This window comes from Streptomyces tateyamensis (assembly GCF_003205575.1).
Classification (GTDB): Bacteria; Actinomycetota; Actinomycetes; order Streptomycetales; family Streptomycetaceae; genus Kitasatospora; species Kitasatospora tateyamensis.
The window spans coordinates 58644-74131 of sequence record NZ_PYBW01000038.1 but is presented as its reverse complement, the minus strand read 5'-3'; the positions used below and the strand labels follow the sequence as shown (position 1 = coordinate 74131).

At 72.9% G+C, this 15488-nt stretch carries 15 protein-coding genes; 5 read left to right on the top strand and 10 right to left on the bottom strand.

From position 1 onward, the window contains the following. Positions 1–3: 3 nt before the first annotated feature. The 3 genes from C7C46_RS12195 to C7C46_RS12185 all read right to left on the bottom strand — a co-directional run bounded on the left by C7C46_RS12195 (position 4) and on the right by C7C46_RS12185 (position 1068). Positions 4–249, bottom strand: coding sequence for a hypothetical protein (locus C7C46_RS12195; protein ID WP_146259062.1), 246 nt, complete (start codon positions 247–249; stop codon positions 4–6). A gap of 15 nt (positions 250–264) precedes the next feature. Next, positions 265–681 (bottom strand): YjbQ family protein, encoded by a 417-nt coding sequence (locus tag C7C46_RS12190; protein ID WP_425470053.1) that lies wholly within the window; start codon positions 679–681, stop codon positions 265–267. A 117-nt stretch (positions 682–798) separates the two neighbouring features. Then, positions 799–1068 (bottom strand): hypothetical protein, encoded by a 270-nt coding sequence (locus C7C46_RS12185; protein ID WP_110668707.1) that lies wholly within the window; start codon positions 1066–1068, stop codon positions 799–801. 677 nt (positions 1069–1745) lie between these two features. Between C7C46_RS12185 and C7C46_RS12180 the strand changes: the two genes are divergently transcribed. Next, positions 1746–2762 (top strand): glycosyltransferase family 2 protein, encoded by a 1017-nt coding sequence (locus C7C46_RS12180; RefSeq protein WP_146259061.1) that lies wholly within the window; start codon positions 1746–1748, stop codon positions 2760–2762. A 165-nt stretch (positions 2763–2927) separates the two neighbouring features. Continuing rightward, positions 2928–3596, top strand: coding sequence for a lysophospholipid acyltransferase family protein (locus C7C46_RS12175; protein WP_110668702.1), 669 nt, complete (start codon positions 2928–2930; stop codon positions 3594–3596). On the opposite strand, the gene C7C46_RS12170 is transcribed toward C7C46_RS12175, so the two are convergent. Both C7C46_RS12170 and C7C46_RS12165 read right to left on the bottom strand, forming a co-directional pair. Then, positions 3569–5464 carry an ABC transporter ATP-binding protein gene (locus tag C7C46_RS12170; protein WP_110668700.1) on the bottom strand — a complete coding sequence of 632 codons (1896 nt, stop codon included), beginning with the start codon at positions 5462–5464 and terminating at the stop codon, positions 3569–3571. The genes C7C46_RS12175 and C7C46_RS12170 overlap by 28 nt on opposite strands. A 225-nt stretch (positions 5465–5689) precedes the next feature. Then, the gene (locus C7C46_RS12165) at positions 5690–6454 is read right to left on the bottom strand and encodes an SDR family NAD(P)-dependent oxidoreductase (RefSeq protein WP_110668698.1); all 765 of its coding nucleotides are present in this window, start codon (positions 6452–6454) and stop codon (positions 5690–5692) included. Between the two features lie 77 nt (positions 6455–6531). Between C7C46_RS12165 and C7C46_RS12160 the strand changes: the two genes are divergently transcribed. Then, a complete protein-coding gene (locus tag C7C46_RS12160; RefSeq protein WP_110668695.1) occupies positions 6532–7578 on the top strand; it encodes a glycosyltransferase family 2 protein in 1047 nt (348 codons plus the stop codon). A 27-nt stretch (positions 7579–7605) separates the two neighbouring features. Here the strand turns inward: C7C46_RS12160 and C7C46_RS12155 are convergent, their stop codons facing one another. Genes C7C46_RS12155 through C7C46_RS12145 form a run of 3 tightly spaced genes read right to left on the bottom strand, consistent with a single transcriptional unit; the run spans position 7606 to position 10948 of the window. Beyond that, positions 7606–8502, bottom strand: coding sequence for an SDR family oxidoreductase (locus C7C46_RS12155; RefSeq protein WP_110668693.1), 897 nt, complete (start codon positions 8500–8502; stop codon positions 7606–7608). After that, on the bottom strand, positions 8499–9401 hold the full coding sequence (locus C7C46_RS12150) for an alpha/beta fold hydrolase (RefSeq protein WP_110668685.1): 903 nt from the start codon (positions 9399–9401) through the stop codon (positions 8499–8501). The genes C7C46_RS12155 and C7C46_RS12150 overlap by 4 nt, the downstream gene beginning before the upstream one ends. Continuing rightward, on the bottom strand, positions 9398–10948 hold the full coding sequence (locus tag C7C46_RS12145; RefSeq protein WP_110668684.1) for a flavin-containing monooxygenase: 1551 nt from the start codon (positions 10946–10948) through the stop codon (positions 9398–9400). The genes C7C46_RS12150 and C7C46_RS12145 overlap by 4 nt, the downstream gene beginning before the upstream one ends. A gap of 176 nt (positions 10949–11124) precedes the next feature. Here C7C46_RS12145 and C7C46_RS12140 point away from each other — a divergent pair, with 176 nt between their 5' ends. Both C7C46_RS12140 and C7C46_RS12135 read left to right on the top strand, forming a co-directional pair. After that, positions 11125–11892 carry a MerR family transcriptional regulator gene (locus C7C46_RS12140; RefSeq protein ID WP_245984361.1) on the top strand — a complete coding sequence of 256 codons (768 nt, stop codon included), beginning with the start codon at positions 11125–11127 and terminating at the stop codon, positions 11890–11892. A gap of 102 nt (positions 11893–11994) precedes the next feature. Beyond that, entirely contained in the window at positions 11995–12819 is an 825-nt protein-coding gene (locus C7C46_RS12135) for an inositol monophosphatase family protein (RefSeq protein ID WP_110668680.1), read from the top strand. Between the two features lie 125 nt (positions 12820–12944). Here the strand turns inward: C7C46_RS12135 and C7C46_RS12130 are convergent, their stop codons facing one another. Together C7C46_RS12130 and C7C46_RS12125 are read right to left on the bottom strand one after the other, a co-directional pair. Then, positions 12945–14141 (bottom strand): cytochrome P450, encoded by a 1197-nt coding sequence (locus C7C46_RS12130; RefSeq protein ID WP_110668678.1) that lies wholly within the window; start codon positions 14139–14141, stop codon positions 12945–12947. A gap of 76 nt (positions 14142–14217) precedes the next feature. Beyond that, positions 14218–14931 carry a tRNA-dependent cyclodipeptide synthase gene (locus C7C46_RS12125; RefSeq protein ID WP_110668676.1) on the bottom strand — a complete coding sequence of 238 codons (714 nt, stop codon included), beginning with the start codon at positions 14929–14931 and terminating at the stop codon, positions 14218–14220. Positions 14932–15488 lie beyond the last annotated feature (557 nt).

Genomic DNA, 15488 nt, shown 5'->3' with positions numbered 1-15488 from the left:
CCGTCAGCCCGAGCAGGCGGCCCGTCCGGCCTGCTGCCAGGCGCAGACGGGGCACAGGGTGGCGCCCGCGGTGGCGGCCGGGTGCTCGGTGGGGGCGCCGCAGAGCACGCAGGCGGCGCGCGGACCGTCCCCGGCCGGAGCAGGGGTCAGCGCCGCCGCCGGGTCGGGGCCGGCCGGCTCGCAGTAGGGGGTGGTGGCTCCGGTGGCCTCGTCGGGGGCGGTGGCCCGGTCAGGGTCGGCGCTGCTCATGTCCACCATGGTCGCTCACCCCAGGAAGGACAGCCGCAGCGTGCGCCGCGGGTTGTCCCCGTTGGTGTCGATCAGCACCACCGACTGCCACACCCCCAGCGCCAGCTGCCCGTCCACCACCGGGAGCGTGGCGTGCGGGGCGACCAGGCCGGGGACCACGTGGTCGCGGCCGTGGCCCGGGCTGCCGTGCCGGTGGCGCCAGCGGTCGTCGGCGGGGACCAGGTCGCGCAGCAGGGCCAGCAGGTCCTCGTCGCTGCCGGCCCCGGTCTCCAGCACCGCGATCCCGGCGGTGGCGTGCGGGACGAAGACGTTCAGCAGGCCGGACCGCCCGGGGGCCACCGCGGCGAGGAACGCCGTGCAGCGCTCGGTGACGTCCACGGCCGCCTCGCGGTCGCCGGTGGTGATCTCGAAGGTCTGGGTCTGGAATGCCATGGTCCCCATCCTGCGCCCCGTGCCCCAGCTGCCACAACAACCGACCTGACGGCACGCCAATGACCCGGCGGGCGCAACGGGTGCCCACCGGGTCGGAGTACGCGGCAGCCGGGGCGATCAGCCCTTGCTGCCGAAGAGGCTGCGCTTGAGCCGCCGCAGCGGGGCCAGCAGCCGGATCCGCGTGGTGCTGCGCCGCGGCGCAGCCTGGGTGCTCACACCGCGAGGGGTGAGCTCCCTTATCAGGCCGAGGGCCTCGGCGGTGTCGACCGCGGGGACCGCGGGCGCGCCGAGCACCGACAGGTGGCGTTCGATCCGCCGCCCGGTCGCGCCCACGCCGCACTGGATGGCCGGCACGCGGGGCCTGCTCCGCACTTGCATGTGTTCCATGGTTTCCCACCCCTACGAGGCGCCAGGGCCGTGAGGCGAAGACTATCCGGGTGAGACGGTCCTCACGCAACCGTCCTGGTGATTGGGCCACCGTATCGTGTGATGACTAGTCATGTGTCATCCGGGGTCGCGCTCGCGGTCACGACTGGGCATCGATCGGAAGCCCTGACGGAGCATCACTTCACCGTCGTGCGCCCCCGGGCGGGGACCCGCGCCGCCCGGGCTCCGCGCCGCCCCCTCGGACCCCCGGCCGCCGGACGTGCGCTTCTCACCATTCCAGGCCCGCGGCATCCCCACATGCTTCGGAAACTGAACGCTCACGAGGGATTGACTAGCTCGTTACATCCAAGCAGTATCTGTTCCGACGCGAAAACACCGGCTTCTGGCCGATCACCGCGTTCGATAGGTGAACACATCATGTGATCACCACATCAGTGAGTGCTTCCACTGCTCACCGGGTCCACTGTCCGGCCACCTCGACGCTGCGGTGGCCTGGCTCCGGTCGGGCAGCGGATCGGCGGTAGGCCGTTGAGGGTCGGCCGGACCGCCACAACCGACTGCCGGTGCCGATCGCCCCCAGGCGCGGCACCGGCGGTCGCCGTTGCGCCAGGTCAGCCGGGCAGTCCTCGCCGCCCGCGCCACCGGCCCCGCCCGGGCCCCTCGGTAGAGTGGCGCCCGTGTCCGTCCTCCTCAGCATCGTCGTCCCCGTCCACGGGGTGGAGCAGTTCCTCCCCCGCTGCCTGGACTCCCTCCTCGGGGACCAGCAGGCCACCGACTTCGAGGTGGTCGCCGTGGACGACCTCTCCCCCGACGGCTGCGGCGCCGTCCTGGACGAGTACGCCGCCCGCGACTCCCGGCTGCGGGTGCTCCACCTGGCCGAGAACCAGGGCCTGGGCGGGGCGCGGACCGCCGCGCTGCCGCACGTGACCGGCGAGTACCTCTGGTTCGTCGACAGCGACGACTACCTGCCCGAGGGCGCGCTGGAAGCCGTGCTGGCCGAGGTCCGCAAGCGCGACTTCGACGTGCTGCTGACCCACTTCGAGCACGTCTACCCCGACGGCTCCACCGAGCCCAACCCGTGGCGCCACCTGCTGGCCGGCTCCCCGCTGGACCGCCCGCGGGGCGCTACCCTGCGCGAGCATCCGGCGATCCTCAACTCGGTGCTGTCGGTGTGGAACAAGATCTTCCGCCGGGCCTACCTGGACGGCCTGGGGGTGGAGTTCGGCCGTGGCTACTACGAGGACATCTCGGTCACCTACCCGGCGCTGCTGGCCGCCGGCACCCTGCGCTACCTGGACCGCTCCTGCTACCGCTACCGCCGCGGCCGCCCGGGCGCGATCACCGCCACCGCCTCGCCCAAGCACGCCGACGCCTTCGCCCAGTACGACGCGATCTTCGCCTTCCTGGACCGCCACCCGGAGCTGGCCGACCTGCGCACCCTGGTCTTCGACCGCACCGTGAAGCAGGCGCTCACCGTCTACGACTCCGCCGGGCTGGTCCCGACCGGGCTGCGGCCGGAGTTCTTCGACCGGATCGGCGCGCACTTCGCGGCCCACCGCCCGGCCGGGTACCGCTACCCCGGCGGGCTGCGCGGCCTGCAGTACCGGCTGGCCGCCCGCGGCGCCCGCCGGCCCTACGACGAGCTGCGCCGCACCAGCCGGCTGCCGCGCACCCTGAAGGCCAAGCTGCGCTGAGCCGGGGTGAGCACGGCGGTGCCGCGCCGAGCCCGCACGGCACCGCTGTGAGCCCGCTCACCCTCGCGGCCCCGCGGCGCCACCTGATGGTAAGAAAGGTCAGTCCGCCACGGGACAGTGCGCCGCCATCGCCGATCAGCCGGGACCGCGACCCGGAGAGGGACCATGATCAAGACCGTTGCCAAGCTCGTCCTCAAGCCCCTCGTCAAGCTGGTCTACCGGCCGCGGATCGAGGGACTGCGCAACGTGCCGCGCAAGGGCGGGGTGATCCTGGCCAGCAACCACCTCTCGTTCATCGACAGCGTGGTCATCCCGCTGACCGCCCCGCGCCCGATCAGCTTCCTGGCCAAGGCCGAGTACTGGCAGGGCAAGGGGGTCAAGGGCCGGGTGCTGCGCAGCTTCTTCGACGCGATCGACGCCGTCCCGGTGCAGCGCGGCGAGGCCCACCTGGCCCAGGTCGCACTGGACGCCGCGCTGGAGGTGCTGAACAACGGTCAGGCCTTCGGCATCTACCCGGAGGGCACCCGCTCGCTGGACCGGCGGATCTACCGGGGCAAGACCGGCGTCGCCTGGCTGGCGCTGACCGCGGGCGTCCCGGTGGTCCCGGTCGCGCTGGCGGGCACCGACGAGATCCAGCCGGTCGGCACCCGGCGGCCGCGGATCCGCAAGGTCACCGTCAAGTTCGGCGAGCCGCTGGACTTCTCCCACCTGCACGGCCAGGCCCGCAACGCGCGGGTGCGCCGCCAGGTCACCGACGAGGTGATGGCGGCGATCCAGGCGCTGTCCGGCCAGGAGCCGGCCGAGGTCTACAACGAGGTGCCCAAGGCCGCCTGAGCGGACACCAGGCCGGTGGCCCGGGGCTGCTCCCGGGCGGGCTCACGGTGGTCCCGCCGGCCCTGCTCCGCGGGCGGTTCGGCGCGGCGCAGCAGGGCCGCGTACCGCCCGTCGAGCGCCAGCAGGTCCTCGTGGGTGCCGAGTTCGACCACCCGCCCGTGGTCCAGCACCGCGATCTGGTCGGCCCGGCGGATGGTGGAGAGCCGGTGCGCGATGGTGATCGTGGTGCGGCCCGCCGCCAGCTCGTCGATCGCCTGCTGCACCGCGCGCTCGGTCTGGTTGTCCAGCGCGCTGGTGGCCTCGTCCAGGATCAGCACCGGCGGGTTGCGCAGCACCGTCCGGGCTATCGCCAGGCGCTGCTTCTCGCCGCCGGAGAACCGGTAGCCGCGCTCGCCGACCAGGGTGTCGTAGCCGTCCGGCAGGCTGGCGATGTGCTCGTGGATCTGGGCCGCCCGGGCCGCCGCGACCAGTTCCTCGTCGGTCGCGTCCGGCTTGGCGAAGCGCAGGTTCTCCGCGACCGAGGCGTGGAACAGGTAGGTCTCCTGGGAGACCACGCCGATCGCGCCGGAGAGCGTGTCGAAGGCGAGGTCGCGCACGTCCACCCCGTCGAGGGTGACCCGGCCGCCGGTGACGTCGTACAGGCGCGGCACCAGGTAGCTGAGCGAGGTCTTGCCGGAGCCGGTCTCGCCGACCAGGGCCAGCGAGCTGCCGGCCGGCACGGTCAGCTCGATCCCGGCCAGCGTGCCGGTGGGCGCCTGGGCGTCGTAGCCGAAGTCGACCCGCTCGAACCGGACCTCGCCGCGCACCGCGGGCAGCCGCACCGGCTCGGCCGGCTCGGCGATCTCCACCGGCAGGTCCAGGTACTCGAAGATCCGCTGGAACAGTGCCATCGAGGTCTGCACCTCGACGCCGGTGGAGAGCAGCGAGACGGCGGGGCGGAAGAGCGCCTGCTGCAGCGAGACGAAGGCGACCAGGGTGCCGATCGAGACGATCGGCGCGCCGCCGTGCGCGGTCAGGCCGGCCGCCCAGTAGATCACCGCGGGCATCGCGGCCATCACGATCTGGATCACGTTCATCCGCCAGCGCCCGGCCATGCTGGCCCGCACCTCGAGCTCGGCCAGCGAGTCCGACTGGCGGGTGAACTCGTGCGAGAGCGAGTCGGAGCGGCCCATGGTGCGCCCGAGCAGGATGCCGCTGACCGAGAGCGACTCCTGGACCGCCGAGGAGAGCACGGCGAGCTGCTTCTGCCGCTCCCCGGTGATCTTCTTGCGCTCCCGGCCGACCCGGCGGCTGATCCAGACGAAGAGCGGGAGCAGCAGCAGCGACACCACGGTGAGCCGCCAGTCCAGCGCGACCATGGCCACCACGGTGGCCACCACACTGGTCAGGTTGGAGACCAGCGAGGTGGCGGTGGAGGTGACGGTGGACTGCATGCCGCCGATGTCGTTGGCGATCCTGGACTGCACCTCGCCGGTGCGGGTGCGGGTGAAGAAGGCCAGCGACATCCGCTGCAGGTGGCCGTAGACGGTGGTGCGCAGGTCGTGCATGACGCGCTGGCCGACGGTGGTGGAGATCAGCGTCTGCAGCACGTTGAAGACGCTGTTCACCACGGCGGCGCCGATCATGCCGAGCACCAGCAGGGTGAGCAGGCCGGTGCGGCCCTGCGGGATGGCGGTGTCCAGCACCGCGCGCAGCAGGAACGGGGTCACCACCGACACCACCGCGGAGGCCGCCACCAGCAGCCCTACCGTGGCCAGGCGCCCGCGGTAGGGCTTGAACAGCGCGAGGATCCGCCGCACCTGCACGGGCGGCAGCTCCTGGCCCGCCTCCCGGGCGGGCGGCGTCCAGTCGATGGTGTCGGGCCTCATGGCACCTCCAGGGGGCGGGCAGCTTGAAGAGCATAGCTCATTGTTAGCGAAACTAATAATGAGCTACGCCCGCGGGGTATTCCGCGTTCCGTCGACGGGGCGGCGATCCGTGATGACAGCTGACAGATTTCAATTTCTGTCAGCTGTCATCGAGAGTCCGACCGTGGGCGGTGCCCCCACAGGCCGCCGCAGGCCCCCACGCCCACCGCCCTAACCGCCCCGCACTCAGTACTTGCGCCCCGCCTTCGCCGACGTCCTCCCCAGGGTCCCGGCCGGCAGCAGGCGGGCGACGGTGACCGCGAGCTTGTAGCGCTTGCTCGGTACCGAGAGGGTCCGGCCGCGGGCCAGGTCGCGCAGCGCCTCGTCCACCACGCGCTCCGCCGAGAGCCAGGCCCAGCCCGGGATGTTGCCGGTGCCCATGCCGGCCCGCTGGTGGAACTCGGTGCGGGTGAAGCCGGGGCACAGGGCCAGCAGCCGCACCCCGCTGCCGGCCAGGTCGCGGGCCGCGCCCTGGGTGAAGTTGACCACCCACGCCTTGGTCGCCCCGTACGTGCCGCGCGGCACGAAGGCGGCCACCGAGGCCACGTTCACCACTCCCCCGAAGCCGCGCTCGCGCATCCCCGGCAGCGCCGCGCTGGTCAGCCGCAGCACTGCCTCCACGTGCACCTTGAGCATGGTCAGCTCCTGGGCCATCGGCACCTCCAGGTACCCGCCCGGATTGCCGAAGCCCGCGTTGTTCACCAGGATCCCGACCGGGCGCTCGCCGTCGGCCAGGCGCCGCTCCACCGCCTCGATCCCCGCCTCGGTGGCCAGGTCCGCCGCCAGCACCTGCACCGCCACCCCGTGCTCGCGTTCCAGGGTGGCGGCGGCCTGGGCCAGCCGGTCGGTGTCCCGGGCGACCAGCACCAGGTCGTGTCCGTCGGCGGCCAGCCGGCGGGCGAAGGCGGCACCGATACCGGCGGTCGCGCCGGTGATGAGGGCAGTTGTCATGCTCTGACGCTATCGGAGCCACCCCCGGGGACGGGTAGGATCTGGCCCGCCCCCCGATCGAAAGGCCCGCACCGCCGATGGCCCCCCGCCTCTCCGTCGTCGTCCCGATCTACAACGTCGAGCGCTACCTGCGGGAATGCCTGGACTCGATCGCCGCCCAGACCTTCACCGACTTCGAGTGCGTCCTGGTGGACGACGGCGCCACCGACAACAGCGCCGCGATCGCCGAGGAGTACGTCGCCGCGGACCCCAGGTTCCGCCTGGTCCGCCAGCAGAACCAGGGCCTGGGGGCGGCCCGCAACACCGGCTGGCGCCACCTGGCCGACGGCACCGAGTACCTGGCCTTCGTGGACAGCGACGACACCCTCGCGCCCGAGGCCTACCAGCTGATGATCAGCACGCTGGACCGCACCGGCTCGGACTTCGCGGCCTGCAACGCGGACCGGTTCAACTCGCTCGGCCACCGCCCCTCCGGCGCGCACGCCAAGCCGTTCCGCCGCACCCTGCTGAAGACCCACGTCACCGAGGTCCCGGCGCTGGTCACCGACCGCACCGCCTGGAACAAGGTGTACCGGCGCAGCTTCTTCGACGGCTCCGGCCTGCTGTACCCCGAGGGCATCCTCTACGAGGACGCCCCGGTCAGCATCCCGCTGCACTACCTGGCGCAGAGCGTGGACGTGCTCTCCGAGGTGCTCTACAACTGGCGCGAGCGCGAGCCCGACGACCCGTCGATCACCCAGGGCCGCACCAACCCGCGCGGCCTGGTGGACCGGGTCCGCTCGATGGAGCTGGTGCGCGAGTGGCTCAGCGCCCGCCCCGAGCCCAAGTTCGCCGAGAACCTGCGCTCCTACGACCACAACTGCCTGGTCGAGGAGATCCCGATGTTCTTCTGGTGGGTCCCGGACGGCGACAAGGCCTACCGCGCGCTCTACCAGGAGCACGTCTCCCGGCTGCTGCACGAGATCGGGGTGGAGCGGATCGCCGCGCTGCGCACCCCGCTGCGGGTCAAGTACCAGTTGACCCTGGGCGACCGGATGGACGAGTTCGTCGCGCTGCAGCGCCTGGCCCGGGTCTACCGGCGCCGCCGCCAGCAGCTGCGCCGCGCGCTGCCGGCCCGCAAGTAGCCCGGGCCGACAGCGCCTGAGGCGGGGTCAGACCCCGTGGTGGGTCCCGCGTGACACCTCGTCGGCGGCACCGCCCGCGCCCACGGCGCGCAGCCGGGAGGCGGCGGTGGTGGCCAGGCGCGGGGCGAGCCTGGCCACCTCGCGGGAGCCGACCGCAGCGATCAGCGAGGGCAGCGCCCAGCGCACCGGCTGCATGCCGCGCAGCCAGGCCTGCGCGTACACGTGCGCCGAGCGGCGGGCCAGGCCGGCCACCAGGCGGTCGACCGCGGGGCCGATCGGGTAGGTCCGGTTGGCCGGCCAGGGCAGCTTGCTGCGCATCTCGCGCAGCACCTCGTCCTGGTCGGCGCCGCGCACCATGTCGGTGTCGGTCCAACTGAGGTAGCCGACGCCGACCTTGACGCCCTGGTAGGCCACCTCGGCCCGCAGCGAGTGCGCGAACGCCTCGACACCCGCCTTGCTGGCGCAGTAGGCGGACATCAGCGGGGCCGGGGTGATCGCCGCCAGCGAGGCGATCTGCAGCAGGTAGCCGCGCGAGTCGGTCAGCGCCGGCAGGAAGGCCCGGGCGGTGGTGACGCTGCCGATCAGGTTGACCTCGATCACCCGGTTGAACGCCACCGGGTCGCTGTCCAGCATCGGGCCGCCCACCGCGATGCCGGCGTTGGCCACCACGGTGTCGATCCGGCCGTACTTCTCCTTGATCCCCTGGGCCACCGCGCTCAGCTCGGTGAGGTCGGTGACGTCCGCCTCCCACCAGCTGGCGTCCGGCCCGCACAGGGCGGCGGCCTCCTTCAGCTGCTCCGGCTCCAGGCCGACCAGCGCCACCCGGGCCCCGCGCTCGGCCAGCTTGCGGGCCATCAGCGCACCGAGCCCGCGGGCGGCCCCGGTGACGACGACGACCTGGGAATGCAACGGCGGTACGGTCATGCCGCTTCCGTCCTTTCGGTGGTCAGGTAGCTGGTGACGAGGCGTCGGATCTCGGCGGCCACCGCGTCCGGGTCCTCCAGCGGCGCCATGTGGCCCACCCCGGGCAGTTCGGTCAGCCCGGCGCAGTTGCGCAGCGCGCGGCGGATGGCGTGGGCGTGCGGGGGCGGGGTGAGCTTGTCGGCGGTGCCGACGACGATCGAGGCCGGCGCCTCCAGCATGGTCAGGCCCGCGCGCACGTCGAGTTCGCAGAGCACCCGGCCCCAGTGGGCGCGGGCCGCGGTCGGGCAGGCGTGCACGATCTCGGCGCAGGCCTGCACCTGCTCGCGGGTGGCCTGACGGCCCATCACCGTCGACTTGAGCACGGCCCGGCCGGCCGGGGTGATCGGCCCCAGCGGCAGCCGGGACTTGAGGATCCGCCGGGTCAGGAAGTCCCGCACGCCCTGCGGCAGCTTCGGCGGGGCCACCCGTGCCTGGGCGACCAGGTCGGCGGGCCCGGTGCTGCACAGCAGCACCGCGGCGGTGCGCCGGGCGATCTGCGAGCGGCCGCCGGCGGCCATGATGGTCATCCCGCCCATGCTGTGGCCGACCAGCACGGCCTGCTCGCCGTCCTGGAGCAGGCCGGCGACCACGGCCTCCAGGTCGTCGGCCAGCGCCGCGGTGGCGTAGCGCCCGCGGTGGACCGGCACGTCGCTGCGGCCGTGGCCGCGCTGGTCGTAGGTGATCACGCAGTGCTCCGGGACCAGGCGCTCGACCACCGGCAGCCAGAAGTCGGTGTTGCAGGTCCAGCCGTGGGCCAGCACCACCTTCGGCGCGCCCGGATCCCCCGGGTAGCACTTGGTGTTGAGCCAGGTGCCGTCCTTGGAGCGCAGCCGGTTCCGCTGGAAGAACGGCTCGGTCATGCGGAGACCTCCTCGGCGGCCGGCGCGGCGGTGGCACCGGCGGGCTGACGCTTGATCAGGTCGTACTCGGCGAGGTCGACCCGCCGGGTGGCGCGGCGGAAGGCGCTGGTGGAGCCGGGCCACAGGGTGGTGTTCTTGCCGTCCTCGGTCAGGTACCAGCTGCGGCAGCCGCCGGTGGTCCACACCGTGCGCTCCATCTTGTGCTGCAGCCGCTGGTTCCAGTGCCGCTGGGCGCGCTGGGTGGGCTGCATCGCGGTGGCGCCGACCGACTGCAGGGTGCCGAGCGCGTCGACCAGGTAGTTCAGCTGGGACTCGATCATCAGGATCATCGAGCTGTTGCCCAGGCCGGTGTTGGGGCCGATCACGAAGAACAGGTTGGGGAAGCCGTGCACGGTGGAGCCGCGCAGCGCCTCCATGCCGCCCTTCCAGACGTCGGACAGCCGGTGTCCGCCCACGCCGTAGACGTGCTCGGCGGTCGGCAGGTCGGTGGTGTGGAAACCGGTGCCGAAGATGATCACATCGGCTTCGGTCTCGGTGCCGTCGGCGGCCACCAGGACGTTGCCGCGCACCTCGCGCAGGCCGCTGGTGACCACCTCGGCGTTCGGGGCGGCGAGCGCCGGGTAGTAGGTCTGGCTGAGCAGGATCCGCTTGCAGCCGATCCGGTAGTCCGGGGTGAGCTTGGCCCGCAGCGCCGGGTCGGCGATCTGCCGGGCCAGGTGCTTCTCGGCCACCTTCTGCACCAGGCGCAGCGCCCCGGGACGGCGCACGAAGGCGTCCACCTGCAGCTCGCGGACGGCGAACAGGACGGCGCGGCGCAGCGCGGTGGTGGCCGGGACGGCCCGGTGCACCGCCTTCTCCAGCCCGCTGATCTGCCGGTCGGCCTTCGGCAGCACCCAGGCGGGGGTGCGCTGGAAGACCGTCAGCCGGCCGACCTTGGGCTGGATCGCGGGGATGATCTGGATCGCCGAGGCGCCGGTGCCCACCACCGCGACCCGCTTGCCGGCCAGGTCGTAGTCATGGTCCCAGCGCGAGGAGTGGAAGACCTTGCCGGGGAAGTCGGCCAGGCCCGGGACGTCGGGGACGGCCGGGTCGGAGAGCGGGCCGGTGGCGGAGACCACGGCGTCGGCGGTGAACTCGCCGCGGTTGGTGGTGATCCGCCAGCGGGTCCGCTCCTCCTCCCAGCGCGTCTCGGTGACCTGGTGGTTCAGCCGCAGGTGGGGGCGGAGGCCGTAGGTGTCGGTGACGCGCTCCAGGTAGGCGCGGATCTCGCTGTGGCCGGAGAAGCTGCGCGGCCAGTCGGGGTTGAGCGCGAAGGAGAAGGAGTAGAGGTGCGAGGGCACGTCGCAGGCGCAGCCCGGGTAGCTGTTGTCGCGCCAGGTGCCGCCGACCGAGTCGGCCCGCTCCAGGATCACGAAGTCGGTGATCCCGGCCCGGCGCAGGCGCACGCCCGCTCCGATCCCGCCGAAGCCGGAGCCGATCACGGCCACCCGCAGGTGCGGGACCTCGGTCTGGGTGGTGCTGCGCGGGGTGGGGGTTGGCTCTGCCATCCGCGGGATCCTTCCTGGTGCGCGCGAGCCGGGAGGGTGGGGCTCGGGGGTGAGCGTAAAGGAGTCCGACCATGCCAGTAATCACTGGCATGGTCGGTAGAGTATCTGTTGACACTGGTTCTAGTAAGGGGGCGGGAGTGGCGAACTTGGCGGGCGCCGCGCCCTATGCTGACCGCGTGGCGCAGATCGACGACGGAGCCCCGGACGAGCCGGCCCGCGAGTACCGGGTGGAGGAACTCGCCGCGGCCGCCGGCATCACCACCCGCACCCTGCGCTTCTACCGCGAGCGGAAGCTGCTGCCGCCGCCGCGCAAGGAGGGCCGGATCGCCTGGTACGGCCCGGCGCACCTGGCCCGGCTGCGGCTGATCGGCGAACTGCTGGAACGCGGGCACACCTTGGGCGGGATCGCCGAGCTGATCGGGGCCGGCGAGAGCGGCCAGGACGTGGCCGAGCTGATCGGCCTGGAGCAGGCGATCACCTCGCCCTGGTCGGACGAGACCCCGGTCCGGCTCGACTGGGCCGAACTGGCGACGGCCTTCGGCGACCAGCTGACCGAGGCCAACACCGTCGAGTCGCTGGCCCAGGGCTACATCACGGCGACGGACGAGGGGATCACCCACGTCTCCAAGCGGCTGCTGGACGCCACCGTGGCACTGCTCGCCGAGGGCGTGCCGCTGGCGGCCGTGCTGGACGCCAGCCGCAAGGCGCAGGAGCACGCGGACGCGGTGGCCGAGGTCTTCGTCGCCCTGATCCGCGATCAGCTGCTCGGCGCCCTGCACACGGACTCCCCGCTCCCACCGGGCGAGGCCGCCCACCTGACGGAGCAGCTGCACCGGATCCGCCCGCTGGCCCGCACGGTCGCCGACGCCCAGTTCGGCCTGGCCCTGGACCGCCGGGTGCGCGCCGAGTACGAGGGCCTGCTCCAGCAGCGCCGCCAGCACTGAGGGGCCCCGGGTACGGGCGCTACTCGACCAGGTCGCCGCAGGTCCCGTCGCGGTGGACGTGGGAGAGTGGTAGCCGAGCGAAGGGAGTGCATCCGCGTGCTCATGGAGAAGGTGGCCGAGATCCTCACCGAGGCGTCTGCCGAGGCCGTCGAGCCGCGGTTCCGCGCGCTCGCGGCGGGTGACGTGATGGAGAAGGCCCCCGGCGACGTGGTCACCGTGGCCGACCGGGACGCGGAGCGGATCATCTCCCGCCGGCTGCGCGAACTGCTGCCGCTCCCGGTGGTCGGCGAGGAGGCGGTGGCCGCCGACCCGGCGCTGGCCCGGGCCCTGCACAACGAGCCCGCCTGCTGGCTGGTCGACCCGGTGGACGGCACCGCCAACTTCGTGGCCGGCCGGCCCGACTTCGCCGTGATGGCCTCGCTGATCCGCGACGGCGAGGCGGTGGCCGCCTGGATCTGGCAGCCGATGACCCGCACCTCCTACGCGGCCGAGCTGGGCGCCGGCGCCTGGCGGGACGGCCGGCGGCTGACCCGCCCGCCGGCCGCCGCGCAGCCCGCGCAGTGGCGCGGCTCGATCAAGCGCTACCTGCGCAAGCCCGGCCTGTTCCCCGGCCTGCACCGCCGCACGCCGCCGTTCGGCGAGCTGACGGAGGGCCGCCGCTCGGCCGGGATGGAGTACCCGCAGGTCGCCGACGGCGGGCTGGAGTTCCTGCTGTACTGGCGCACTCTGCCCTGGGACCACGCGCCCGGGTCGCTGCTGGTCCGCGAGACCGGCGGGGTCTCGGCCCGCCTGGACGGCTCCCCCTACCGGGCGGACCCGCCCGGCGGGGAGGACGGGCTGCTGGTGGCCGCCGACCCGCAGGTGTGGGAGCGGACCCGGAACATCCTGCTGGGCCTGGACTACGGCCAGGACCTGGGCCTGGACTAGGGCAGGGCCCGCGCCAGGACCTGGACCTGGACCAGGGCAGGGCCCGTGCCAGGACCTGGACCAGGGCACGGCCCGTGCCAGGGCCGGGACAGGGCCAGGGACCACGACCCGGACGTGCCGGACGCCTACCAGAGCACCGGCAGCCGCTCCGGCAGCCGCTTGATGAACCCGGGCCGCCAGGCCAGCTGCTCGACCGGGATCGCCAGCCGAAGCCCGGGCAGCCGCTGGACCAGGGCGGTCAGCGCGATCTCCGCGTGGGTGCGGCCCAGCGCCGAGGCCGGGCAGAAGTGCTGGCCCGCGCCGAAGGCCAGGTGCGGGTTGCTCGGCCGGTCGAAGTCGATCCGCTCCGGGTTCGGGAACACCGCCGGGTCGTGGTTGGCCCCCTCGATCAGCACCAGCACCAGCTCGCCGGCCTGCACCAGCTGCTCGCCCACCCGCACGTCCGCCAGCGCGATCCGCGGCAGCGCGTCGCCGATCGACAGGTTGACCCGCAGCATCTCGTCCACCGCCCGGCCGATCACCGCCGGTTCGGCGCGCAGCCGCTCGGCCAGCTCCGGCTCCCGGGCCAGCATGATGACGGCATGCAGCAGGAAGGCCGAGGTGGAGACCGCACCGGCGCCGAACAGCGAGAGCGCCACGGTAGCCAGCAGCTCGTCGCTCACCTGGTCCGAGGCGTCCGGCGAGCGGCGCAGCTCGGCGAACCGGCCCAGCAGCCCCTCGGTCGGCGCCGGCTCGGCGCCCAGCTTCTCCCGCATGTAGCCGAGGTCCTTGTACCAGTTGGGGCTCGACCCCTCGAACGGGCGCGGGCTGGTCAGGAAGGCCACGTCGATGCCGGACATCAGCCGCCGCCAGTCGTCGGTGGGCAGGCCGAGCAGCCGGCAGTGCAGCGCGGCCGAGTACGGCTCGGTGAAGGCGTCGCGCAGCTCGGCCGGGCCGCCGTCGGCCTCGATCCGGTCCAGCAGCCGGTGCGCCTGCACCTCCAGCCAGCCGGCCAACTCCCGGTCGGCGCGCGGCGAGAGGGTCTTCATCACGGCGGTGCGCAGCCCGGCGCTGTTGATGTTGCCCATGTTGTTGACCACCTCGGGCGGGATGGTCAGCGCGTACTGGCGCGGCACGCCCGGCTTGGCGGTGTCCTTGAGGCTGAACCGCTGGTCCTCCAGCACCTGCTTGGCCAGCGCGTAGTTGCTCACCAGCCAGGCCTCGTCCCCGGTCATGGTGCGGACCTTGGTGATCGGCTGCTCGGCGCACAGCGCTTCGGCCTCCGGCGGCAGCACGTCGCCGCGACGGGAGAGCGGGAAGGCCGGCAACTCGGCGAGGGTCATCTGTGCTCTGCTCCTTGGGAGTTGTTGCATGGCGGCAAGGTGGTTCGGACGGTCGGACAGTCAGGCGGTCAGGCGGTCAGGCGGCGGCGACGACGGCGCTGGGGCGCACCACCGCGTAGCCCTGCTCGGGTTCGGCGCGCAGCCCTTCGCCGCGGCCGAACAGCACCGGGGTCAAGGGGAGTTCGACGTGGTAGCAGGAGATCGAGCTGGCCACGTCGAGCAGGCGCGGGGTGTCCAGGAAGAACGGCAGTTCGGCGCAGATGTAACGCAGCCCGGCCGCCACCTGCTCGGCGGTGGCCGACTGCCCGGGGGCCAGCCGGCCGGCCAGGAAGCCGCGGGCCATCCCCTCTGCCGCGCCGCGGAACTCCGGGTCCTCGGCCAGCGCCCGGCCGATCTCGACACTCAGCCGCTGGTACTCGGGGTCGGCCAGGAAGTCGGAGAGCGCGTGCACCCCGACCCCGGCCAGGCCGGCCTCGGCGACCCCGCGCTCGATCCGCCGGGCGGTCGTCTTGACCTCCTTGGCGGCCCGGCGCCGGGCGTGCTCGGGCGGGTGGCCGAACGCCTCGAACTGCGCGTCGACATGCAGGTCGGCGTAGACCAGGTCCACGCCGCTGAAGAACTCCCGTCCCCAACGGACGAGTTCGGCGATCCGGGCAACACTGAAGTAGCTGTTGCCCGGGCTCACCCCGATCAACAGGTGGTCGCCGCGGTCCCACACCCGGCGGCAACGGTCGGAAAACGGGAAAGCCTCGTAGGGGCTCGGCTCGGTGCTCAGGAGTGGATGGCTCATCACGCGGCCTCCGCGTCGCATGGCTGAGTGCACGACAGGGTGTTCACAGCGAGTCGGGGGAATGGGCCCGGTGACGGGCACCGGGAAATGCGCACGGCCGGTCGGCGGCACGTGCGGAAGAATGCGGGAAAGGACGGTCTTCGGCGGTCGGCACCAATGTGCCTCCGGGCCGGGTACGGCTATGGCCCGGTCAGTGCCGGGCGTTCATCGGAAATAGGTTCCGAATTCATCGACGGCGCGGACCGAAGGCGCGCCGACGGGGGTGGACACCACGGACGCCGGGGCCGTCACCGGCCGCGCCCGATCGCTACGACATGCCGCAGCCACCGCGGTTTCGCGGTTGCGCATGACGGGGCCCCCTTGCGCCGCTAGTCCCAGAGAGCCGTGTGCTCCCGGTGTGGCGGCGGCTACCCGACGTTATCCGCCGTGCACCCGAGGTGCGCAAGTGACACCGGCCAGTTGGCTGGATCCAGCGCTTCGCTTGGCCGGAACATTACTGTGACGAGGTGTCAGAAATATTCTCACGGAGCGTCACCCGAATGTGCATTCCTCCATTT